The following is a 22,567-nucleotide window of genomic DNA, read 5'->3' on the forward strand; positions in this document are numbered from 1 at the left end:
ACTAGATAGATGGGAGGAGTTTTATGAGTTCGCTAGATAAAACAATGCATTTTGATTTTAATCAAAATAAAGGTAAAAATGTATATGACACTTTACAAGATGTCTATGCGGCTTTGGAAGAAAAGGGCTATAGCCCAATTAATCAAATTGTAGGTTATTTACTTTCAGGCGATCCCGCTTATATTCCTCGTCACAATGATGCACGTAATTTAATCTTGAAACACGAACGTGATGAGATTATTGAGGAATTGGTTAAAAGTTATTTAGGTAAAGATAAATAATGCGCCTTCTGGGATTAGATGTAGGAAGTAAAACTGTAGGAGTAGCAGTCAGTGACCCTTTAGGAATTACAGCCCAAGAAGTTGAGACTATCCCGATTGATGAAACTAAGCAGAATTATGGAATGAAACGAATTAGAAAATTAGTTCGTAAATTTGAAATTGAGGGTTTTGTCTTAGGTTTACCTAGAAAAATGGATGGTAGCAGCGGTGAATCAGTTCAAAGAAGTAAAAATTATGGTAAAAGACTATCAGAAAAATTTTCTTTACCTGTTTACTATGAGGATGAAAGATTAACCACTAAAGTTGCTGATCGGGTACTGATACAAGAAGCTGGTATCCACGATCGAAATGAACGAAAAAAAGTAATCGATCAAATGGCAGCCGTGCTTATTTTACAAAACTATTTGGAAAGAACCAGAAAGGATAAAAAATGAGTGAAAAAATAAATAATCAAGATGCTGAACGTCAAATAACCCTTGTTGATGAACAAGGAAATGAAGAATTATTTGAAGTATTATTTACTTTTACTTCAGAAGACTATCATAAATCATATGTTTTACTTTACCCAGCTGCAGTTGGAGAAGATGATGATGTAGAAGTACAAGCATTTTCATATAATGCAGATAGTGAAGGTGATGTAACAAGTTCTGATCTTCATGAAATTACTAATGATGATGAATGGGATATGGTACAAGGAGTATTAAATACCTTTTTGTCTGATGATCGTTTAAGTGGAGAATAAAGTGCTAGAGAAGGCTAGCTAGGCTAGTCTTTTTTGGTAAAAGGAATAAATATGTTTTCATTTTTTATTTTATTAATCTATATATACTGTCTTTACGTTGGTTATCGTCGTGGATTAGTATATGAGGGAGTTAGCGCCTTAGGCTATTTTATTAGTTTGGTGCTTGCCATATTCTTATATAAACCCTTTAGCTCATTTTTAACCTTATGGATTCCATATCCTTCGGCAAATGATCGCAGTAAATTTGCATTTTTTGATCAAACCACCGGGTTAACTTTAGATAAATCATTTTATGCCGCTATAGCTTTTGTGATTATATTGCTCTTTTTCTATTGTATCTGGCGTATTATTATGCATGGTTTTACCCAACTAAAGTATGTAGAAATAAATAAAGAAATTAATATTTGGGGTAGCATTTTAATTGCTTTAATTGTGACTCAAATTGGACTTTATTTATTCTTATTTATCTTGGCTACAATTGCTTCACCTGGATTACAAAGTGCTTTAAGCAAATCTATTTTGGCTAATAGTATTTTACGGTATACGCCAGTCTTATCGAATTTCTTTATTAATTTATTTATTAATGCAGTTTAAAATAGGGGTCCCTTTGAGGGACCTCTTTTGATAGGTAATTTTAAAATGAATCCAAAAATAATTGAAAAATTAGAATATAAAAGAATTACAAATGAATTAAGTAATTTTGCAATAACTGAACCAGCAAAAAAGGCGGCTCGTCAATTGTTGCCTAGTTCAGATTATGATGAAGTTAAACGAATGATTGCGCAAACGCAAACTTTAAGTAATATTTTGCGTATTAAAGGTCCACTACCAATTACAGATTTTAATGATGTTCAAACAAGTTTGAAACGTTTGAAAATAAAAGCTGACTTAAATAGTACAGAATTAGGAAATATCTTTTTAGTACTAGATTTAACGCAAGATGTAAATAATTTTATTGCTGATTTTGAAGATCGGGAAATTGATAGTAGTGCCATTAGCGAATACTTAAATAAGTTAATTGTACCTACAGAGCTATATCAACGGTTGACCAGAGCTATTAGTAGTGATGGTGAAATTTTAGATTCTGCTTCCCCGGAACTTAGTCGGATTAGAAAAGCAATTAAGGCCAACGAAGCTGAAATAAAAAATAAGATGAATAGTTTTATCAAAGGTAAAAATTCCCAATATTTATCAGAACAAATTATAACTATTCGTGATGGTCGCTATGTTGTACCAGTTAAACAAGCTTATAAAAATAAGTTTGGGGGAGTAATCCATGATCAAAGTGCCAGTGGCCAGACAATTTTTGTTGAACCGGAAACAGTTTTAACAATTAATAATCGCCAACAAAATTTGCAAGCTGAAGAACGTCAAGAAGTGCATCGAATTTTAAAAGAACTTTCAGATTTTTCAGCTAATTATATCGAAGAGATTGAGGGAGATGCTGTCGCTTTAACGCAATTAGACTTCTTAAGTGCTAAGAGCAAATTAGCTAAAGAGATGAAAGCAACTGAGCCACTTTTAACTCAAAACCAAGTTTTAAATTTACGTCAGGCACGTCATCCTTTAATTGATCCTCAAAAAGTTGTTGCTAATGATATGCAACTGGGAGAAGAATTTGATACCATGCTCATTACTGGACCCAATACTGGTGGTAAAACTATCACTTTGAAAACAATGGGATTACTCCAGTTGATGGCTCAATCAGGACTTTTTATTACTGCAGCAGAGGGAAGCAAAGTAGGAGTTTTTAACGAAATTTATGCTGATATTGGTGATGAACAATCTATTGAACAGTCACTCAGTACTTTCTCATCTCATATGGATCAAATTATTAAAATTATGAAGGAAGTTAATAATGAAGATCTAGTTTTAATTGACGAATTGGGAGCTGGAACGGATCCAGAAGAAGGTGCAAGTTTGGCAATTGCTATTTTAGATGATTTACAGGCCAAAGGCTGTAAAATTGCCGTAACTACCCACTATCCTGAATTAAAACTATATGGATATAATCGTCTTCGAACCGTTAATGCGTCAATGGAATTTGATTTAGAGTCATTGTCTCCAACCTATAAACTAAGAATTGGGGTACCAGGTCAAAGTAATGCATTTGCGATTGCTAGGCAACTTGGAATGGATGCCCAAGTAGTAGAAAATGCCCAAAACTTAGTTAAAGATGAAAACAGTGATATTAATCATATGATTGATCGTTTAACAGATCAAACTAAACAAGCAGAAGATTTACGAGAACGTTTGGCCACTGATGTTGCTCAAAGTGAAAATCTCCAAAAACAACTTCAAGACGGTCTAGATTGGTATCAACAACAGGTTGAACGTCAGCTTGAAAGAGCTCAAGAAAAAGCCAATGAAATAGTGGCTAAAAAGAGACAACAGGCTGATAAAATTATTGCTAACTTAGAACAGCAACAAAAATCAGGGGCTTTAGTTAGAACTAATAAAGTAATTGAAGCCAAAGGAGCTTTAAATAGTTTGGAACGTGAAAGCTCTAATTTGGCAAAAAATAAGGTGTTACAACGAGAAAAACGTCGTCACCATGTAAATGTTGGCGATACAGTTAAAGTTCTTTCTTACGGTCAAATGGGCCAAATTACTAAAAAATTAAGTGATCATGAATATGAAGTTCAAATTGGAATCTTAAAACTTAAAGTTAGTGATCGTGATATTGAAAAAACAGGTACCACTAAGAAAAAGAAGCCTGAGGTTGCAGTTAGATCAAGTAGGGGATTAAGGGCAAATAATGCTAGTTCTGAATTAGATTTGCGCGGTCAACGTTATGAAGAAGCAATGACGAACCTTGATCGTTATATTGATTCTGCTCTTTTAGGTGGTTTAAATACGGTAACAATTATTCACGGTATTGGTACTGGCGCAATTAGAAATGGAGTACAGCAGTATCTTAAACGTAATAAACATGTTAAATCATTTAATTATGCCAATGCTAACGAAGGTGGAACTGGGGCAACTATCGTTCAATTTAAATAAAACTTTTTACTTGCAAAAAGTAAGTAAAGGGATAAAATATAAGTATAATATTTTAGAAGTTTAAAAGAAGAGAGGTATTGTCTTATGGTTGAAGAAATTAATGACAAATCTTTTGAAAATGAAACTAGTGAAGGCGTTGTCTTAACAGATTTTTGGGCAACTTGGTGTGGACCATGTAAGATGCAATCTCCTGTAATTGACCAATTATCTCAAGAAATGGATGATGTAAAGTTCACCTCAGTTGATGTTGATCAAAATCAAGACCTTGCTAAGGATCTTGGAATTATGGCTATCCCAACTTTAATTATTAAAAAGGATGGTAAGATTGTTGACCGCCTAACTGGTTACACTCCAAAAGAAAAATTGGAAGAAATCTTAGATCAATATACTGATTAATATAAAAAGCACTGGTGATTTTACCAGTGCTTTTTTAATCGGTTTGAACAGTAATTTCAACTGTTTGTTTTTTTTCATTAACGCTTGCTGCTGCTTCGGTTGGATTACCATTTTGTCTTTCAATACATTCAGCAATGATTCCGCATTCAAGTGAAAACTCATCACTGCCACTTGCAATTCGATCTTGAACTACTTGTCCTGAAAGCTCAAATGCAGCAGAGCGTTTACGTTCTTTAAGAATTTCTAATTTACCGAATTCAGCCATATCGAAAAATTCTGGAAGCTCAGCTACGTTAGAAAGATCGTATTTACGACTAACGTGTTTACCAGCCCAATAAAGAATTTGCTCAGTATCTTGACCAAGAATTTGCGGTAAAATAGTATCTCGATAAAGTGAATTTAAAAAATATAAATGTTCTTGATTATCAGCCATAATTTCATTTCCTTTTTGTCTTCTTTAGTATTTTAACCTAAAATAAGTAAAGTAGAAAATATTTTTCTCTTCAATATATAGTGAAGGAGTTAACTAATGGATAATCGTCCAATTGGAGTATTAGATTCAGGTTTAGGTGGATTAACCGTTTTAAAAAAGGTGATCGAAAAATTACCTAATGAATCCACTATTTTTATCGGTGATCAGGCTCATATGCCTTATGGTGACCGGAGTGAAGAAGAAATAATTAAGTTAACAAGAGCTAGTGTTAATTTTTTACTTAAGCAAGATGTAAAATTAATCATTTTTGGCTGTAATACTGCTACTGCAGTTGCAATGCCAAAAATTCAAAAAGAGGTACCAGTTCAGTTAATTGGAGTAATTCAATCAGGAGCCCTTGCAGCATCTCAAAAAACTCGCAATAAAAAAGTTGCAGTTTTAGGAACAACTGTTACTCAAGAAAGTCATGCTTACCAAAAAGAAATTCAGGCTCGCGACGCAGCGATTCAGGTAAAAGAATATGCCGAACCGCTTTGGGCCCCGTTAGTTGAATCGAATCCAGAGGAAGAAAAAAAGCTAGAAGTAGTTAAAGAAGGGCTGGCTGAAATAAAAGATCAAGATTTTGATACTTTAATTTTAGGCTGTACGCATTATCCACTTTTAACAAAGGAAATTAGAGCTAATTTGGCACCATCTAAGCAGATTTTAGATCCTGCCGATCAAGTCGCCACTTATACTTATAATGTTCTCAAACGCGATCATATGCTTGCTCAAGGACCTGCAAAGCATGAATATTTTACAACAGCTACTAATACAGCAAAATTTAATCAAATTGCCAGGAACTGGATGGAAGATGCGACGATTGAGTCTAAACATGTAAATGATTAAGGAAGAACAAAATGAAATACGATACATTATTATTTGCAACCAGTAATCAAAATAAGGCCAAAGAAGTAGCTGAAGCCTTAAAAAAGGCCAATTTTCCGTTAAAAGTAATTACTAATCAAGACTTAACTGATCCACCCAAAGTCATTGAGAGTGGAACAACGTTTTTAGCTAATGCTAAATTAAAAGCGCATGCTCTAGCAGACTTTAGTCACTTACCAACCTTGGCAGATGATTCTGGCCTTAAAGTAGATAAATTAAATGGTGCACCTGGAGTACATTCTGCACGGTATGCAGGTGAGGACCATAATGATGCTTTGAATAATGCCAAATTATTGGCTGAATTGGGAGGAGTACCAGAGAAAGAAAGGACCGCAACCTTTCATACTACTATGGTAGTTTCTTGGCCTAATCATTTTGAAGATGATTTGGTTACCGAGGGTGAAATTAAGGGACGTATTTTAACGTATCCTCAAGGAGAAGGTACGTTTGGATATGATCCGTTATTTTTTGTACCTGATAAAGGGAAGACATTTGCAGAAATGACTACGACTGAGAAAAATAGTATTTCTCATCGTGGCCAAGCTTTAAATAATTTATTAGCTGCCTTACCTTCCTGGTGGAAAAAAATGGAAGATTTAGTAGAGTAAAAAAAGAGGAAGAATTTAATTCTTCCTCTTTTTTGATCATTATTCTAACTGAAGTTAATCCCATTATCCTTCATAGCCTTAATGTATTCACTAAGATAGGAATTTTTAACTTTAGCTTCCCAACCAGATACAACTTGGAAATGAATATTATAGGTTAAAGTATTTCCATTTTGTCCTGTAAGCCCCACAATAGTTGGCCCTCTCTTAATTTTACGTTTAAAAGAGCCCTTTAGTTTTTCATTAGCAGATTCAATTGCTAGATTGAGCTTATGGAGGTCAGTTGTAGTACTTACTTGTAAGTTAATATCTACTCCAATTCCACCACGAGTTACATTCTCAACTACCGTAATATTACGATTTGGGATATATGTAATCGTGCCATCATAGTTTTTCAAACGGGTAGTGCGTAGACCAAGAGCCTGAACTGTACCGGTGTAATTACCAATTTTTACGATATCACCAACATCAAATTGACCTTCACTTAATATTACCAGCCCATTGACCATGTCACTAACAAAGCCTTGGGCTCCCATCCCTAAAGCAAGAGAAACAATTCCGGCACTGGCAACTAAGGTGCCCACAGGTAGCCCTAAAATTGAAAGGATACTATATAAATAAAATAGTAAAAGCGTATATTGAAAGACATTAATTGAAAGTTCAGATAAAGTTCTTTTACGTCCAGTAATTTTTGTTTGTAGTTTAGAATTATTAATTACATAGCGGTTGATCAAGGTTTTCCCAATTCGCCAAATTAGTAAAAAGATAATAGTGGTAATGGCCAATTGGACAATTTTACCTAATAAGTTATGTGAAATTGTATTCCAATCAATTGGTTCGATATTTTTAGTAACTGTTTTACTTTTTGCTAAAAATGAAGAAAAGTTCATATACTGCTCCTTAGGGTATAATAACTGTAGTATAACAAATTATCAGAGGCTATTCATTGCTTGCTTAAATAAATAATGCTAGACTTTTAATGAATAGGAAATTATAAAGTGGAGGAAATTTATGACTATTTCATTTGGCGCTTTAGCTGGTTTAATTGCTGCTATTGCTTTTCTTATTTTGGTTTTATTTACACTTCCAATTTTGGTTAAGTCAGTTAAAACAATTAATAAGGTAAATATCACTTTAGATAGTACAAATAAAACTATTAATGATCTCAATGATCAAGTTTCAGTTTTGATGAAACAAACAGAGGATTTACTTGATAAAAGTAATGATTTGCTAGCAGATGTTAATCAAAAAGTTGAAGATCTTGATCCTGTAGTTCAAGCTGCTGCAGATGTAGGTCGTAGCGTTTCCGGAATCAATGAATCTTCAAAGAATTTGATTGATCGGATGGCCAAAAATCATGCTCGTAAAAGAAGTCTGGGTATTTTGGGCTCATTAACTAGTCGTATTTTTGCTAGACGTAAACGTCAAAATGGTGAAGATTAGTAATTTAAAGGAGATCTTACATTATGAAAAAAGTATTTAGTTTTGCATTAGGTAGTATTGTTGGTCTTGGTGCTGGTTTAATTGCAGCATCAATGTTGCTTCCAGATGATACTGAAGATGAATTAAAAAAGAAAATTTCAGAAAACGATAAGATTCAAAATTTAAAAGAAAAATATAATAAAGGAACTGAAGTACTTAGAACACAATTAAAGTCATTCCCTAAGAGTGTAGACGATGATTCAGAATTAAAAGATTTTGATGATATTGTAATTGATGGATCTGCAGATGACTTAGGTGAAGATGAAAAAGAAGATAGAGATGCTATTTCTGATTTATCTAATGCTGAAACAGATAAGAATTAATAATTTTATTATTTTCATCAAAAAAAGGGCTGTAGCTTAAGCTACAGCCCTTTTTATATTAAGTATCTTAAGGTGTGAGCCTTAATCTTTAACCGGGATATATTTTAAATCTTTAGAAGTATGTGTAAATGTTTCAAAACCGTGATCAGTAACAACACCACAATCTTCGATTCTTACTCCACCTAATCCAGGAATATAAATCCCTGGTTCAATTGAAAAGCACATTCCTTCTTGAAGGACAATATCATTTCCTTCCATAATTTGAGGTTCTTCATGAACATTTAATCCAATTCCATGGCCCAGACGATGGATAAAGTATTCACCATAGCCAGCCTTAGTTATGATATCACGAGCAACCGCATCAAGTTCAGCTGCAGTAATACCAGGACGAGCTGCATCAATTGCTGCTTGTTGTGCTTCACGATCAACTTCATAAATTTCTTTTTCTTTAGCAGAAGGTTCACCATAGGCAACAGTTCTACTTGAATCAGAGGCATAACCATTGTGCATAGTTCCCAAGTCAAATAAAACTAATTCATTAGGTTCTATTTTGTTCATTGTTGGTCCTAAGTGAGGGTTAGCAGCGTTCATACCTGCTTGAACAATAGTTTCAAAGCTTGTATGCATAACACCCTTTTGCAGTTTTAGTTGATAATCAATTTGACCCGCAACATAGCGTTCAGTTACACCATTTCTTAAAGCATCAAAACCAACTGTAAAAGCAAAATCAGCTTCTTCACCGGCTGCTTTTAGTTGTTTTATTTCGTCTTCAGTTTTAACTAGGCGAGCTTTAGCAATAAAAGGAGAAACATCTGAAGCAAAGATTGAGTTAGGGAAGGCAATTTTTAATTGTTCACTACGATCAACTGAAAGATGATTCTTTTCAATCGCAATATTGGCCACTGTATTTATTTTGTTTTTGACTAAGTTAGCAATTTTTTGCCAAGGATTTTCATGATCAAGATAGCCATAAACATCTCCATCCCAAGCAGATGCTTTAGCTTCTTCGACATTAAGTTCAGGAGCAAAGATAAATGCTGGGGCATCTTTAAATGCAACAAGCGCAAAAATTCTTTCATGTGGTTCCATACTATAACCGGTGAAATAATTGATGCTCAGTGGATCAGAAATATATGCAACATCATTATTGGTATCAATTAACCATTGTTGTAATTTATCAAGATTTTTCATAAAATAGCTCCTTTAAAGAATAATTTACTTAACGTGAGTATAGCACAGTTTTATTAAAAGAAGGTTGTAAATCTTTGATAAAACTTGCAATGAAATCGTTTTATTGATAAGTTAAGTAAGAATGGAGTGTGAAAACGTATGCAGAAACAAGAAATAACGATTTATGATGTGGCTCGTGAGGCCAAAGTTTCAATGGCTACAGTGTCTCGTGTTGTTAACGGCAATAATAATGTCCGCAAAGAAACACGAGATCGTGTACTTGAAGTAATTGATCGACTCCACTACCAACCCAATGCAGTAGCTCAAGGATTAGCTTCGAAAAAGACCACTACGGTAGGATTAATCGTACCTGACTTTTCCAATTTACATTTTGCGGAATTATCGCAGGGAATCAATGATATTGCTACACTCTACAAATATAATATTCTTTTATCGAGTGTCGGAAATACTTTAGTCGGGGATGAACGAGTCATCCAAAATTTACTTAATAAACAAGTTGATGGCATAATCTATATGGCAGATCAAATATCTGAAAAGGGAAAAGAAACCTTAATTAGGTCCAATGTACCAGTAGTATTAGCTGGTACTCTCTCAGAAAATAAAGCTGACTTTGGTAGTGTAGCAATTGATTATGCAAAGGCTATAAAAGAGGCACTTGAGATTTTTTATGAGAATAGCAAAAGAAACTTTGCTCTTGTGTTAGATAATGAAGAAACTTACTTAAGTGAAGAATTAGAACATACATTTAATAATTATATTAATGAGCATAATTTAAGTAATTATCATGTATATGGGAATATTTCTACTTATGAAGAGGGATATGACTTAGTAGAACAATTTGAAAAAGATAAAATTGATGCTGTTATTACTCTTAAGGATATGCCAGCTGGTGGTATTGTAAATGGTGCCCTCAATAAAAATATTTCTATTCCTGAACAACTCGAGATAATTTCAGCAGGATCCACTAATGTAGCTAAGTTAGTGCGTCCGCAATTAACCATTATTCAACAACCTTTATATGATATTGGTGCTATGGCAATGAGAATGTTAACTAAATTAATGAATAATGAAGAAGTTGAGGATAAGAATATTACGATGCCTTATGATTTAAAGGCAGGCAAAACTACTCTGGGATAAATCATTAATTTTTAAATAGAAAAAAAGCGGAATTTGAATTCCGCTTTTTTTATTGATTAGTGTCGCCAGTGACTTGTTCGTTACCAGCGTTAGTCTGATTATTATTAGGACTAGTTGCCGCTGGTTCTTCTGGTGTTGTAGAAGTTGAATTATTATCACTAGTTGATTTATCATCGTTGCCATTTCCTGAACTACCTTGACCAGAATTTGCTTGTTGATCATTAGCACCAACATTTTGTTCTGAGGTAGAGGAGCCCTTATTATTTACATTATTTTCTTTCCCATAATATTCATCATTAGAAGGATTACCATTGGCTACGGTAAAGAGATCATCTAAATTACGCTTTTTGGAGATGGTCTTACCGGTGTAAAGTAAAGTTTTGCCATAATCATTATCAATATCGTCAAGATAATCATAGAATAAGCGATAATCTTTATGCGATGCACCAATACCAAATTCACTATTGGCTTCTGGGGCTGGTGATAGACTGAGAGCAGTTACTTTTTTACCTGAAATACGATAATCTTCACCATCAAAGTTAACAGTTCCCGGTAGGGTTCCTGTCTTTTTTACAACTCTATTTTCGTAGACGCTCTTAGGTTTAGTCATCTTTTTATTGAGATCGAAAATTGTTGGATCTTCTTGATAAAGAGCATTGGCGATGTTTGCCCAGAGTTGCAGGTTAGTTTCGCTGGAATTAGTATCCAAAGTATAAGAGTGACCATAGAAATTGTCATAACCAATCCAACTAGAAATGGTTACTCCTGGAGTAGCACCGTTAAACCAAATATCACGATAATCATTACTGGTTCCAGTTTTACCAATTAAGCTCTTTGTACTAAATTGAAGAGAACTCTTAAGGCTAGATGCAGTACCATTTTTAACAACTTGGTGAAGCATCTTTTGCATAATATAGGTTGTTCCTTGAGAGAAAACTTTAGTCTTCTTAGTATGATGTTGATAAATTACGCGACCGGTTGGATCAGTAATTTTATCAATATAATAAGCAGAACTGCGATTGCCATTATTATAAAAGTTTGAAAAGGCACTTGCATTATCAGCAACTGAAAAACCATAATCAGTACCCCCAAGAGCTAAACCAAGATTTTGATACTCACTCTTGCTTAAATTAAATCCTAGTTTTTTCATGGTTGCTTGCTCGTTAGTTCCACGAGTATGTAACAATTTATTGTAAATATTTACAGCAGGTAAATTATATGACTTTGCTAGAGCCTCCTGTGCCGGAATAAATCGGTTCTCAATCGTCATATTGTAGTCAGTTGGAATATAATTTCCATAATTCTTAGGGAAGTCAGCAATAGCTGTTTGGCTTGAGATGATCTTATGTTCAATCGCTGGTGCATATACCAGGTAAGGTTTAATAGATGAACCAGGTGAACGATAAGTATCAAAAGCATGGTTTATTTGTGAATTTTTAAAATCGACACCACCAGAAAAGGCTAACACCGCACCTGTTTCATTATCAATTGCAACACTACCATTTTCGACATTTTCAGTCGTGTTAACGTATTTGTTGGTTGATTGATCATAATCTTGACTGGTGTGACTTTCACCAAGAGAAGATTGCGCAACTGCAGTTTGCATTGCCTTATAAAGAGGCTTCCGAATTGTAGTATGAACCGTATAACCTTTTTCATGCAAAAGTTGAGTAGCAGATGCTAAGTACTGGTTATATTGGTTGGTATCTTTTTTTACATCAGTTGGATTCAAACCATCTTGTTCAATTAAATTATTTGCAATAATTTCAGAACTCTTATTCATTACCAAATTAAATAAGTAAGAATTTTGCTTTTTCTGTTTCTTTGGAGTACCTGGATCTAAGAAATCCTTAGTTAAATCATATTTTTTAGCCGATTCATATTGTGCTTTAGTAATGTCTCCATTTCGGTACATTCTAAACAAGACAATATCTTTACGTCTCATCCCTAAAGAAAGATCTTTCTTTAGTTTTCCCTTCACAGTGTAAGGAGTATAAACTGAAGGACTTTGAGGTAAACCAGCAATAAAAGCAGCTTCAGGAAGAGTTAAATCTTTGATGTCTTTGCCAAAAATTCCCTTTGCGGCTGTTTTAATTCCATTAATGTTTTCACCATTATTATTTTTACCGTAGGGAGCAGAATTTAAATAGGCTCTTAAAATTGTTTCTTTAGAAAAGTTTTGTTCTAGTTTGTGAGCATAAAACATTTCAGTAATCTTACGCCGCCAGGTGGTTTGACTAGTTAAAAATTGCATTTTAACTAATTGCTGAGTCAAAGTAGATCCACCAGTTTGCACACCAATTCCAGTAAACTCTGAAAGAACAGCCCTTACTAAAGATTTAGGTAAGACACCTTTATGTTCATAAAAAGTTTCGTCTTCAGTAGCGGTTACTGCTTTTTTAACTAAAGGAGTTAATTCAGCATCAGTTGCCTTATCAATTGTGATATCAGAATTTACTTTAGCAATTTTTTGACTACCTGAATAATATAAAGTAGCAGAATTTTGCGAATGATTAATTGGGCGATCAAGTTGAGTTACGGTTGGGATTGGCGTTTGGCGCACAATACCAACAGCATACCCACTACCAAATCCAACTAATAAGAAAATAAGAAAAGCTAGAATGGCAATCGCATAACGAAAAACACGGTGTAAAGTCAAATAGATTACACCAGCATAAAAAGTCAGTTTGTTTTCATGAGATTCTTGAGCTAAATCTCTAACTTTTGGGCCATCAGTCAAAAAGTTAATAAATTTTTCTTTTAAATTTTTCACAATAGTTTCCTTTTTATAATATGCTTTTCCTTATTATAGCAAAAAGGACAGCCCTTAGACCGTCCTTTTTTAATTTGTAGTAATATTATAAAAATTATTTAGTTAATTCATATAAAGCTTGTGCATAAATAGCAATTGAATTTATTAAGTCATCGACTTTCATATATTCGTTAGGCTGGTGCATTACTAATGGGGCACCTTCAGGTTGAGCACCAAATGCTACACCATGTTCGAATAAGCGTCCGTAAGTACCACCACCAATAACAACTTCATGTCCTTTTTTACCAGTTTGTTCTTCGTAAACTGAAAGAAGAGTTTGTACTAATGGATCAGTAACAGGTACGTAGTGTGGAACTTCATTTTTGCCGTGTACACGAGCAACTAAAATAGCACCATATTTTTCATTGATTTGTTGGCACATTTTTTCTGGATCAGTACCTTGTGGGTAACGCACATTGTTTAAAATATAGGCATCTTGTCCTTCAACTTTAAAAATAGAAGGAGAGCTGGCAATATCACCCATTAAATCATCATGATGAGCAATTCCCAATTTTTCACCATGGAAATCTTTGTGTTCAACGGTAGCGATAAAATGAAGGAAGTTCTTAACTTGTCCACCAAAATCTAATGAATCAAGGAATAATGCTAAGTAGGTTGCAGCATTGCGTCCAGTTTCGGGAGCAGAAGCATGAGCACCTTGTCCTGTTAAGGTTAAGAGTGCACGACCACTAGCCATTTCGAATTTCCCTTCAAGATTATGTTCTTTGAGGAATAAGTCATACTTAGGTTTAATACTTTCTAAGTCTTCACCGTTTAATTGAGCAGTAGCGGTTTGAGGAATGACATTAGCAGCAATTCCAGAATTAAAGGTCCAAAGCTTTACGCTACCTTCATTAAAATCGTCTTTAAAATCAAGTTTTAAAGTTACAATTCCTTGTTCACCATTAATAATTGGAAATTCAGCATCAGGTGAAAAAGCAACATCTGGAGCAGGTTGGTGCTTGAGATAGTATTCAATTCCAACCCAATCGGTTTCTTCATTAGTACCGACTACAAAGTCAATTTTTTTCTTTGGTTTAAAACCGTGTTCTTTTAAAATTAACATCCCATAGTAGGCAGCAAGAAAAGGTCCCTTATCATCAGCACTACCACGTCCATAAATTTTGCCATCTTTGATTGTCATCTTAAAAGGATCAGTTTTCCAGCCATCTCCGGCAGGAACAACATCCATGTGACCAATTACCCCAACACGTTTATCGCCTTCACCATAATTAATACGGCCGGCGTAATTATCAAAGTTTTCAGTGTCAAAGCCATCACGTTTAGCAAATGATAAGAATTTTTTCATTGCCTTAACTGGACCAGGTCCTACAGGATATTCTTTACTTGCTTCATCTAAATTTTCGGATGAATCAATAGCAATTAATTCGCCTAAATCTTTTAAGATATCGTCCTTTTTTTCTTCAGCTAATTTTTTATAATCTAGTTCCATAATTAACTCCTTTATTAATTATTGTCTATCATTATATATTATTGCATTTTCTGCACGATAAGTGTTCCAAAAAGTACAATTTACTACTCTATTGTGGGTTAAAGTTGGCAAAAGCGCAATATTTGTAACTCGAGAACTTACGGGTAATTTTTGATAAGCCTTAAAGTTAGCAGATTTTTGATTGAATAAACCATAATACAAAATATCATCTGCTGAAACCCATCCCTGATTAGTAAGAATCCAATTGATTTTAGCACCACCATTAACAGCTAAAATCTGATATTTGTGATTGGGATGCAAATATGAAACTTGTTTAGCATCAGATGTGGGACTTTGATAAGTTTTAACAAATTTATTAGGTTTGGAAATAATGTTCAAATTCCAGTACGGTAAAACTGTTTCGGGTGTTAAATCAAAGCTAATTGCATCGGCGGGAACAAAATCATGCTCTCCAATTTGATAAAAGGTTTTGTCATCATTAACTACTACTGCACTAATATGAACTGGATCAAGAAACTTGAGTGAAGTTTTAGTTTGAACTTGAATATAGGGATTTTCAGTAGCTCTAAGGGGTTGTTTGCCAAAATAATAACCAGATTTATTAAGAGTAAATTTTTTCGTACCATTTTTCGCTAATTTATATTTATAACCCGTGGCAGGGAAATTAGTCACTACCCCATCAATATCATTATTAATTAACCAATTCCATAGTTTGGGAGATTCGTTCATTTCAGCCCAGACTAATACTTTTTTATTAAGTTTATGAAGTTGATTGATTAAATCGGGATTGTCAGTAATTAAATCATAGGAAATATTTACTCCCGTAACATAGGAGAGCACTTCGAAATTAATTCGTTTTAGTGAACCAACAATAAAAAATCGGGGTACACTAGGAAGTAATTTGCTCATTTTTTCTAAACTGTCAGCTGAAAAAGAATGAATCATAACCCGATTTTGCATATGATACTTCTTGATACTTTGAGCCAAAAGTTTTTCCATGTTTTTGGGGTAACCATGAGAAGTTTTTTTAGTTTCTATTAGAAACTTGGTATTTGGTTTATTTTGATAATATTGAAATAATTCGTCAAGTGAGATAATATTTTCACCATTCGACTGTTTTAGAGAGTGTAAATAGGAAAAATTATTTTGTGATACAATAACCGATGATCCGACTACTCTTGATAAATCGCGATCATGCGACACGACTAAAACGTTATCCTTGGAAACATGCAGATCAAGTTCAACATAATCTGCACCGTTTTCAAACGCTGAATTATCACTTTGGATAGTTTCTTCAGGATATTTTGAAGGATCACCACGGTGACCAATAACTAAGAAACCAGAATTAAATATAAAAATAGCACTTAATAGTAAAGTAAAAAAAGATAAATTTTTGACCTTCATAGATTCACCTCTATCTTTTTTAAGATAGCATGGTTAGAGTAATTTTTCTATATATAGAAAGTAAATGAAGATAAAATAGATTTAATAAGGTGAGTAGATTTTATGGCAAGTAAGTATCAACAATTAAATTTAATTGAAGAAATTACCCGTAATGATGGTAGTAAGTATTATGAAATTTCCAATGTTGATCAAAATGGAATTGCTGAATTAGCTGTTGATCAAGGAAAAATAAAAAGAGTTAGAATTTTACAATTAAATCTTGCTCGTACCAAGGCTCTGCAAACATATGAAAAGTATATTAATGAGACTTATGAACTTGAAACTTTATTAAATGAAGATAATTGGAAGCATCCAGAATGGATTGAATGGGAAAAACCAAAAGGAAAGATTCTTGATGCTTATCACAGTATTTTAAAGGCAAATCGAATTGGATAAAAAAAGAGAAAAGTTACGTATCATTCACACGAATGATTTGCATTCACATTTTGAACAATTTCCCAAAATTAGACGTTTTATTAAGCAAGCACAAGATGATCCCACGGTTGATCAAACATTTACATTTGATGCTGGCGATTTTATGGACCGCTCACATCCCTTATCAGATGCGACTAAAGGTCAAGCAAATATTGGATTAATGAATCAGTTTCATTATGATGCTGTCACTATCGGAAATAATGAAGGTATATCTAATTCACATCAAGTTTTAGAAAATTTATTTGATCAAGCAAATTTTCCGGTTGTGTTAGCTAATTTATTTGAAGAAGATCAAAGTAAACCGGACTGGTCACAGCCATATAAAATATTTCAAACTTCCAAAAAAACTCGAATTGCTGTGATTGGCTTAACTGCTGCTTATCCACTAACTTATGAACCAAATCATTGGCAGGTAAAGCAGATATCAAAAACTTTAGATAGTTTATTACCTAAATTAAAAGGAAGATACGATCTTTTGATTGTATTAAGTCATATTGGAATTAGAGAAGATCGGCTAATTGCAAAGAATTATCCTGAAGTTGACTTAATTATTGGTGGGCATAGTCATACGCTTTTACCAAAGGGAGAAAAAGTAAACCGAACTTGGATTACACAGACAGGTAAATGGGGAAAGTATGTGGGTGATATTTATTTAGAAATTAATGAACAGCACCAGTTAGTTAAGGTTGAACCAACAACGCATTTAGTGGATAAAATGCCAGAAAAGTCTGAAGATCAAGATGAAGTAGAGGAACTGTTTGAACGTGGAAGTACGTTACTTGCTCAACGTAAAATTGCCAACTTACCAACAAAATTTTTGCATAATAAAAAAGAAGCAATTAAAGTAAGTTTAGATGCTATTTGTGACTATACAAATACTGATTTAGGAATTTTGAGTAGCGGCTTGTTTTTAACACCGTTTAATTCGGAAATTATTACTGCTAAAGATCTTCATCAAAGTCTTCCTCACCCAATGCACCTTGTAAAAACAAAATTAAAGGGAAAAGATTTGTGGCGGTTAGTAATGGAAATTGAAAAAAATAGACATTATCTAAAAGAATTTCCACTACAAGGGATGAGCTTTAGAGGTAAAATTTTCGGAGAAATGTATTATAAAGGAATTCAGGTGAATCCAGAAACTAAACAAGTATTAGTGAATGGAGAAAAAATTAAGCCAAACCAGGAATATACTCTAGCTAATCTTGATCATTATGTTTTAATTCCTTTCTTCCCAACTCTTGCAATTGCCGGAAAGAATCAATTTATTTTTCCTGATTATTTGCGTACTGTAGTTGGAAAGTATTTAGCTAAAAAGTACCCAGTGGATAAGATAAAAGATGAATAAAATAAAAAGTAATAATAATAAAAAGATAGAGAACTCGGTAAAAGATGAAACCGACCTTCTCAAAAAATACCATCCTGATGCGCATATTGTCTTAGGAGAAAATGTTTTATTAATTGAAGGTCGTAAATATGAAATTCTTGCAAATGAAAAAGATGCTTTGGATATTGAACTTTTAAAAGAAAAATACGATCCTTTTTTAAATCAATATGACTATCTTGTCGGAGATATTGCTAGTGAGCATTTAAGGCTTAAAGGATTTTACGATAGTAAAGAACATGTAGCCATTGATAAAAAGGCTTTAACAATTGTCGATTATTTAGATGAGTATTCTAATCCCGGTAGTCCTTATTTTATTCTTCATCTTTTAGGGGAGAATCAGGTAAAACGAGTTACATTAGGACGTAAAAATAAGCGCAAAAAGCGTACTGGTCGAACTGAAAGAAATAATAGGAATAATTTTAAAGAACGAAAAGTACATAAAACATCTTTCAAAGCTCATAAAACTAAAGTAGTAAAGAAAAATAAACACAAGGGTTTTGTAATTAAGAAAAGAAGGGATAAGTAATGAAACAATATGGGGCTTATTTAATTGATTTAGACGGCACTATTTATCGTGGAAAAGAAAAAATTGAATCAGGAGTACGTTTTGTAAAAAGACTCCAAGAAAAAAATATCCCTTATCTTTTTTTAACCAATAATACAACACGCACCCCAGAAATGGCTGTCACTAACTTAAAAAAGCATGGGGTTGAAACTGATGTATCACATATTTATACGCCTGTGCTAGCTACAAAAACTTATTTAAAGGAATTAAATCCAGATCTAAATAAGATTCCAGTTTATCTCATTGGGCAACAGGGAGTGATGGAAGGGATAATTTCTGATCCACATTTTTATTTAGAAGAGCAAAAACCTAAATACGTTATTGTGGGAATGGATACAGATTTAACCTATAAAAAAATTCGTACTGCTTGTCGAGCAATACGAAATGGGGCTACCTTTGTAAGCACTAATGCTGATAAAGTTTTACCTACGGCTAACGAGTTACTTCCAGGTAATGGCTCACAATGTAAGATGATTGAAGTAGCCACTGGACAAAAACCTGTTTATATTGGTAAACCTGCAACTCCAATTATTAAATATGCTTTGAAATTATTAAAAATGGATAAGGATGATGTGGTAATGGTTGGTGATAACTACAATACTGATATTATGGCTGGTATTAATAATGGTTTAGATACTATTTTAACTTTGACTGGTGTTACTGGCTTAGAGGAAGTCAAGCAGGAAAAAATTCAACCTACTCATATCGTTGATAATTTGGATAATTGGAAATTATGAAAAATAAACCTATAATTGCGATAATTTATAATTTTTTTAATGCAATTTCAATTGCAACTGTTGGTACTCTGATTATAAGTTGGCCACTATTGATGACTTTTACTGTGATACAAAAAACTTACTTACTTGTTCACCAATCACCGGCTTCAATTATGCATGTCTACAGTCAATTATTATTATATTTATGTTGGCCTTTTACTACGAAACTAAAAATGGATAAGTTTCCTACTTCTACTTCGGCAGCTGAACATTTTTATGAATGTAAATTATTATTTGAGTTAGCTATTATTATTTTTGTCGTAGGGTTAATCATTTATCTTTATTTGAAGAGAAGAAAAAAATTAAACTATATTTCTTTAACAAAGACTGAAGCATTAGTATTTATGATTTTACCAGTCGTTGTTTTACCATTTGCATTAGCAAATTTTGATACATTTTTTATTACATTTCATAAAATAATATTTAATAATAATAATTGGCTCTTTGATCCTACAACTGATCCGATTATCAATATTTTAACTGAAGACTTCTTTGCTGCTTGTTTTGCAGTGGCTGGAATGATATATGAACTTTATTTTGCTCATTTTCTTGTAAGAAAATAAAAAAGGAACTTCTAACGAAGTTCCTTTTTTAATGTAATTTTCTTTTGGAGCCACATAATAAGAGGAGGAAGAACTGAAATCACAATAATTCCAATGACAATTAATGAAAAATGTTCTTGAACAATAGGGATGTTACCAAAAAAGTAACCTAAGATAGAAAAGAGACTTACCCAACATAAGGCACCTAAAATATTATAAAAAATAAAGGTACGATAATGCATTTTACTTGCTCCTGCAACAAACGGTACAAAAGTTCTAATAAAAGGAATAAATCTTCCTAAAAGGATTGTAATCCCCCCGTGACTATCGAAAAAGTTTTCAGCTGCTTTACGGTGTTCTTGATTAATTAGCTTATTAAACCAATTATGATCACTACTTTTTGATTCAGACCAATGCCCAATTTCATAGTTCGAAGAATCGCCAAGGATTGCTGCTATTAAAAATAAAAAGTAGCATACCCAAATATTTAAACTATATTTTGGAGAGGCAGCCATTGCACAGGCAGCAAAGACTAGTGAATCACCTGGTAAAAACGGGAAAATTACAACGCCAGTTTCAATAAAAATAATGGCAAACAAAATTAAGTATGACCAGTTACCAAAAGTATTTACTAAGGTAACAAGGTGATCATCAATGTGTAAGATGAAATCGATTAAATTCATTAGTAAATGAAAACCTTTCTAAGAGAAAAATTAAATGCTAGTAGAATGTAATGTGATTTTTTTATCAGGAAATAATTTAGCTATAATATTAGTAATAGCTATCTGTGCTTCACCAAATCCTAGAGCAATCATTGGAACGCGTCCTTCATATTCTACGCTGTCTCCGATTGCATATATACCCGGAATATTGGTTGCCATTGTTCTGTCTACTTGAATTCCTCTTCCAGAAAGTTCAAGTCCCCAATTGCGTAAAATACGATTATCAGATTTAAAGCCGTAAGCGACAAAAATATTATCAAAGCTCTGTTTACTTTGCTCATTACTTCCAATTTTGTTAAGAGTGAGTTCTAATAAATTATCCTTTATTTGTAATCCTTTCGGAAGATAAGGGGTTGAAATTTTTACATTACTTAAACATTTTAATTGATTAAGAGAACTTTCTAAACCACGAAATTGTGGTCGACGATGAATTAAAGTTAAAGAGTTGACCATAGGAGCTAGTTGTAAAGCCCAATCTAAAGCTGTATCACCTCCGCCTAAAACAGCGACTTTTTGATTCTTATAATTAGTGGGGTCTGTCATAAAATAATTAATAAATTTTTCTTCTGTTTTTGTGACTTTAATAGGTAATGTTTTTGGATGAAAGGCTCCTAATCCAGTGGTAATTAAAATTGTCTTTGCCTGATATTCATCATTGATGAAAAAGTATCCATCTTCCTTTTTGATAGTTTCAACCCGATAGTTTGGTTGAAGGGTATTAGTAAGAGGAGTTTTAAGTTTTTTTATAAGGTCTTTACCACTAAGAGACTCATAGGAAGGAATATCTTTAATTTCCTTATTAGGAAATAGCCATTCAACCTGGCCGCCAAAACGATTGAGTGCTTCAAAAGTTATGGTATTTAAGTTATGAAGTTGGGCAAACTGGGTAGCAAATAAACCTACGGGTCCACCACCAATGATTGCTAAATCAAATTTATTCATTTTATTGCTCCTTAATGATATAGAGGAAGAAAAGGTTAAATATTAGCATTTACAGTTATCTAGCTTACAATAAAGCTAGAAGAAGAGAAAGGGATGCTTAAAATGAACTTTCAAATCGGACAAGTAGTTAAAGGTGTGATAAATGGTATTCAACAGTATGGAATTTTTGTACGGTTGGACAAAATGAATGAGGGTTTACTACATATTTCAGAAATTAATAAAACGAATCCCTCTGTACACTATAAAGTGGGAAACGAAATTAAGGTAATGATTTTAGATATTGATCCTTTTTCAGATCAAATTAGCTTATCTCAACGAGGTTTGTTAGCAACACCGATTAATATTAGACGTAAAAGGAGACACTTTTGGACATCAAGAAGTGTTAAAACTGGTTTTAAACCTTTGAAAGATGCATTACCACAAGAGATAAGAATAGGAATAAAAAAATATAAAAAATATCTTGCATAAGTAAAATGAATCCTGTAATATATTTATTGCTGTCAGGGGATGACAGTTTGAGATAACAAGAAAAAAGCTCTTGCAAAATTCTGTTATCTCTGTATAATAATAAACTGTTGTTACGAAAGTAATAACAAAATAGATAAAATTAATGCTTGACATTAAGAAGATATCTATAGTATAATTAATAAGCTTCGCTGGTCGAAGCAAACAAAAATGTTTTAAAAAAGAAATGAAAAAAGTTCTTGACAAAAGTATTACATTTTTGTTACAATTATAAAGCACTAATTCAACTGCAAGTTTTAAACTTCTTTTGAAAAATAATTCAAAAAAGTTCTTGCATAATGAAAATATATGTGTTATAATTATTGAGCTGACTTAGTCAGCTGGTAGTACCTTGAAAACTGAACAAAGTTTCGCTGAAAAGTGTGCGGGGTTTTTAACCCCAATCAATAAGCGAAGTCAATTCGCAAGCAATAAATTTGTGATAACAAATTAAAAAATATCATGAGCT

General features: G+C 33.1%; 25 protein-coding genes. 17 read left to right on the forward strand and 8 right to left on the reverse strand.

The features are described 5' to 3' along the window. Nucleotides 1–23: 23 nt before the first annotated feature. The 6 genes from LrDSM24759_RS01170 to trxA all read left to right on the forward strand — a co-directional run bounded on the left by LrDSM24759_RS01170 (nucleotide 24) and on the right by trxA (nucleotide 4,422). On the forward strand, nucleotides 24–281 hold the full coding sequence (locus LrDSM24759_RS01170; RefSeq protein WP_117117639.1) for an IreB family regulatory phosphoprotein: 258 nt from the start codon (nucleotides 24–26) through the stop codon (nucleotides 279–281). After that, a complete protein-coding gene (gene ruvX / locus LrDSM24759_RS01175) occupies nucleotides 281–715 on the forward strand; it encodes a Holliday junction resolvase RuvX (protein ID WP_117117641.1) in 435 nt (144 codons plus the stop codon). Before LrDSM24759_RS01170 ends, ruvX begins: the two co-directional genes overlap by 1 nt. Then, nucleotides 712–1,023, forward strand: coding sequence for a DUF1292 domain-containing protein (locus tag LrDSM24759_RS01180; protein ID WP_117117643.1), 312 nt, complete (start codon nucleotides 712–714; stop codon nucleotides 1,021–1,023). Before ruvX ends, LrDSM24759_RS01180 begins: the two co-directional genes overlap by 4 nt. Before the next feature lie 51 nt (nucleotides 1,024–1,074). Next, nucleotides 1,075–1,617, forward strand: a complete 543-nt coding sequence (locus LrDSM24759_RS01185) for a CvpA family protein (RefSeq protein ID WP_117117645.1) — start codon at nucleotides 1,075–1,077, stop codon at nucleotides 1,615–1,617. Between the two features lie 45 nt (nucleotides 1,618–1,662). Further along, a complete protein-coding gene (locus LrDSM24759_RS01190) occupies nucleotides 1,663–4,026 on the forward strand; it encodes an endonuclease MutS2 (RefSeq protein WP_117117648.1) in 2,364 nt (787 codons plus the stop codon). Between the two features lie 84 nt (nucleotides 4,027–4,110). After that, nucleotides 4,111–4,422, forward strand: coding sequence for a thioredoxin (trxA, locus tag LrDSM24759_RS01195; RefSeq protein ID WP_117117649.1), 312 nt, complete (start codon nucleotides 4,111–4,113; stop codon nucleotides 4,420–4,422). A 34-nt stretch (nucleotides 4,423–4,456) separates the two neighbouring features. Here trxA and LrDSM24759_RS01200 read toward each other — a convergent pair whose 3' ends face one another. Continuing rightward, nucleotides 4,457–4,855: a YslB family protein gene (locus tag LrDSM24759_RS01200; protein WP_117117651.1), complete on the reverse strand. Its 399-nt coding sequence runs from the start codon at nucleotides 4,853–4,855 to the stop codon at nucleotides 4,457–4,459. A gap of 96 nt (nucleotides 4,856–4,951) precedes the next feature. On the opposite strand from LrDSM24759_RS01200, the gene murI reads away from it, so the two are divergent. Both murI and LrDSM24759_RS01210 read left to right on the forward strand, forming a co-directional pair. Next, entirely contained in the window at nucleotides 4,952–5,743 is a 792-nt protein-coding gene (murI, locus tag LrDSM24759_RS01205) for a glutamate racemase (protein ID WP_117117653.1), read from the forward strand. An 11-nt stretch (nucleotides 5,744–5,754) separates the two neighbouring features. Continuing rightward, nucleotides 5,755–6,390 (forward strand): XTP/dITP diphosphatase, encoded by a 636-nt coding sequence (locus LrDSM24759_RS01210; protein WP_117117655.1) that lies wholly within the window; start codon nucleotides 5,755–5,757, stop codon nucleotides 6,388–6,390. 44 nt (nucleotides 6,391–6,434) lie between these two features. On the opposite strand, the gene LrDSM24759_RS01215 is transcribed toward LrDSM24759_RS01210, so the two are convergent. Beyond that, nucleotides 6,435–7,277 carry a mechanosensitive ion channel family protein gene (locus tag LrDSM24759_RS01215; protein WP_117117656.1) on the reverse strand — a complete coding sequence of 281 codons (843 nt, stop codon included), beginning with the start codon at nucleotides 7,275–7,277 and terminating at the stop codon, nucleotides 6,435–6,437. Between the two features lie 121 nt (nucleotides 7,278–7,398). Between LrDSM24759_RS01215 and LrDSM24759_RS01220 the strand changes: the two genes are divergently transcribed. Both LrDSM24759_RS01220 and LrDSM24759_RS01225 read left to right on the forward strand, forming a co-directional pair. Then, nucleotides 7,399–7,830, forward strand: a complete 432-nt coding sequence (locus LrDSM24759_RS01220; RefSeq protein ID WP_117117658.1) for a DUF948 domain-containing protein — start codon at nucleotides 7,399–7,401, stop codon at nucleotides 7,828–7,830. Nucleotides 7,831–7,853: 23 nt separating this feature from the next. After that, nucleotides 7,854–8,192 (forward strand): DUF1269 domain-containing family protein, encoded by a 339-nt coding sequence (locus LrDSM24759_RS01225; RefSeq protein ID WP_117117660.1) that lies wholly within the window; start codon nucleotides 7,854–7,856, stop codon nucleotides 8,190–8,192. 81 nt (nucleotides 8,193–8,273) lie between these two features. Here LrDSM24759_RS01225 and LrDSM24759_RS01230 read toward each other — a convergent pair whose 3' ends face one another. Beyond that, nucleotides 8,274–9,383 carry a M24 family metallopeptidase gene (locus LrDSM24759_RS01230; protein ID WP_117117662.1) on the reverse strand — a complete coding sequence of 370 codons (1,110 nt, stop codon included), beginning with the start codon at nucleotides 9,381–9,383 and terminating at the stop codon, nucleotides 8,274–8,276. Nucleotides 9,384–9,521: 138 nt separating this feature from the next. Between LrDSM24759_RS01230 and LrDSM24759_RS01235 the strand changes: the two genes are divergently transcribed. Continuing rightward, a complete protein-coding gene (locus LrDSM24759_RS01235) occupies nucleotides 9,522–10,520 on the forward strand; it encodes a substrate-binding domain-containing protein (protein ID WP_117117664.1) in 999 nt (332 codons plus the stop codon). Nucleotides 10,521–10,569: 49 nt separating this feature from the next. On the opposite strand, the gene LrDSM24759_RS01240 is transcribed toward LrDSM24759_RS01235, so the two are convergent. From LrDSM24759_RS01240 to LrDSM24759_RS01250, 3 genes are all read right to left on the reverse strand, one after another. Next, nucleotides 10,570–13,293, reverse strand: coding sequence for a transglycosylase domain-containing protein (locus LrDSM24759_RS01240; RefSeq protein WP_117117666.1), 2,724 nt, complete (start codon nucleotides 13,291–13,293; stop codon nucleotides 10,570–10,572). Nucleotides 13,294–13,387: 94 nt separating this feature from the next. Then, the gene (gene pepV, locus LrDSM24759_RS01245) at nucleotides 13,388–14,785 is read right to left on the reverse strand and encodes a dipeptidase PepV (protein WP_170133345.1); all 1,398 of its coding nucleotides are present in this window, start codon (nucleotides 14,783–14,785) and stop codon (nucleotides 13,388–13,390) included. A gap of 18 nt (nucleotides 14,786–14,803) precedes the next feature. After that, nucleotides 14,804–16,189 carry a glycerophosphodiester phosphodiesterase gene (locus LrDSM24759_RS01250; protein ID WP_117117670.1) on the reverse strand — a complete coding sequence of 462 codons (1,386 nt, stop codon included), beginning with the start codon at nucleotides 16,187–16,189 and terminating at the stop codon, nucleotides 14,804–14,806. Between the two features lie 102 nt (nucleotides 16,190–16,291). Here LrDSM24759_RS01250 and LrDSM24759_RS01255 point away from each other — a divergent pair, with 102 nt between their 5' ends. From LrDSM24759_RS01255 to LrDSM24759_RS01275, 5 genes are read left to right on the forward strand one after another with little or no spacing between them, the layout of a single operon-like run. Further along, entirely contained in the window at nucleotides 16,292–16,624 is a 333-nt protein-coding gene (locus LrDSM24759_RS01255; RefSeq protein WP_117117672.1) for a hypothetical protein, read from the forward strand. Further along, on the forward strand, nucleotides 16,617–18,008 hold the full coding sequence (locus tag LrDSM24759_RS01260; protein WP_117117674.1) for a bifunctional metallophosphatase/5'-nucleotidase: 1,392 nt from the start codon (nucleotides 16,617–16,619) through the stop codon (nucleotides 18,006–18,008). The genes LrDSM24759_RS01255 and LrDSM24759_RS01260 overlap by 8 nt, the downstream gene beginning before the upstream one ends. Then, complete coding sequence (locus LrDSM24759_RS01265) at nucleotides 18,001–18,573, forward strand: YutD family protein (RefSeq protein ID WP_117117676.1); 573 nt, start codon at nucleotides 18,001–18,003, stop codon at nucleotides 18,571–18,573. Before LrDSM24759_RS01260 ends, LrDSM24759_RS01265 begins: the two co-directional genes overlap by 8 nt. Beyond that, a complete protein-coding gene (locus tag LrDSM24759_RS01270; protein WP_117117678.1) occupies nucleotides 18,573–19,349 on the forward strand; it encodes a TIGR01457 family HAD-type hydrolase in 777 nt (258 codons plus the stop codon). The genes LrDSM24759_RS01265 and LrDSM24759_RS01270 overlap by 1 nt, the downstream gene beginning before the upstream one ends. Next, complete coding sequence (locus LrDSM24759_RS01275; protein WP_117117680.1) at nucleotides 19,346–19,951, forward strand: TIGR01906 family membrane protein; 606 nt, start codon at nucleotides 19,346–19,348, stop codon at nucleotides 19,949–19,951. The genes LrDSM24759_RS01270 and LrDSM24759_RS01275 overlap by 4 nt, the downstream gene beginning before the upstream one ends. Before the next feature lie 11 nt (nucleotides 19,952–19,962). Here LrDSM24759_RS01275 and LrDSM24759_RS01280 read toward each other — a convergent pair whose 3' ends face one another. After that, nucleotides 19,963–20,613 (reverse strand): VTT domain-containing protein, encoded by a 651-nt coding sequence (locus LrDSM24759_RS01280; RefSeq protein WP_117117682.1) that lies wholly within the window; start codon nucleotides 20,611–20,613, stop codon nucleotides 19,963–19,965. A 30-nt stretch (nucleotides 20,614–20,643) separates the two neighbouring features. Further along, nucleotides 20,644–21,594: an NAD(P)/FAD-dependent oxidoreductase gene (locus LrDSM24759_RS01285; protein ID WP_117117684.1), complete on the reverse strand. Its 951-nt coding sequence runs from the start codon at nucleotides 21,592–21,594 to the stop codon at nucleotides 20,644–20,646. Nucleotides 21,595–21,696: 102 nt separating this feature from the next. On the opposite strand from LrDSM24759_RS01285, the gene LrDSM24759_RS01290 reads away from it, so the two are divergent. Next, entirely contained in the window at nucleotides 21,697–22,062 is a 366-nt protein-coding gene (locus LrDSM24759_RS01290) for a S1 RNA-binding domain-containing protein (RefSeq protein WP_117117694.1), read from the forward strand. Nucleotides 22,063–22,567 lie beyond the last annotated feature (505 nt).

The sequence above is a fragment of the Lactobacillus rodentium genome (assembly GCF_003423665.1).
GTDB lineage: Bacteria > Bacillota > Bacilli > Lactobacillales > Lactobacillaceae > Lactobacillus > Lactobacillus rodentium.